Here is a 469-nt window from a genome sequence, read left to right as displayed (position 1 = left end):
TACAAAGCGCCCCGGCCAGTCGTACACGTCGATGCTGCCCGGCTTCGGTGACGCCGGGTTCTGCTGCGCCTGGAACAGCCACGCGTTCGGCTTGCGGAAGTCGTAGTCGTCAAGGCTGTAAATCCCCGGGGTCACGCTGTCCTCCAGCGCCCACTGGCTGATGCCCTCTTCGTCAGTGCTGCCGCCGGACGGCGTCTGGTGGTACGGGATGACCTCGTAGCCGCTGAACGGCTGGTGCTGCGTCGCGGCGTCGGTGAGTACCAGGGTGTGTTTGTCGGCCTCGTGGCTGAAGTAGTACGCAATCCCCTCCAGCTCCATCAGGCGGCTGATAAAGTCCAGGCTCGACTCCTGATACTGCACGCAGTAGTCCCACACCCGGTAGCTGCCGGTGAGCTTGTCTTCGAGGTTAACCTGGTGCTCGCCCAGCAGGGTCTTGACAATCTGCGGCACCGTCTGGCCCTGGAAGATT

Annotated in this window: 1 protein-coding gene; it reads right to left on the bottom strand. The window is 63.1% G+C overall.

Features of this window, described 5'->3' with window-relative positions; genetic code table 11:
• A partial coding sequence (locus E0L16_RS21950) for a type VI secretion system Vgr family protein (protein ID WP_248283824.1) occupies positions 1 to 469 on the bottom strand: 469 nt, incomplete at both ends.

The organism is Enterobacter quasihormaechei (genome assembly GCF_004331385.1).
Lineage (GTDB): Bacteria > Pseudomonadota > Gammaproteobacteria > Enterobacterales > Enterobacteriaceae > Enterobacter > Enterobacter quasihormaechei.
The sequence above is the reverse complement of the archived record's forward strand: the minus strand, read 5'-3'. Positions and strand labels throughout refer to the sequence as shown.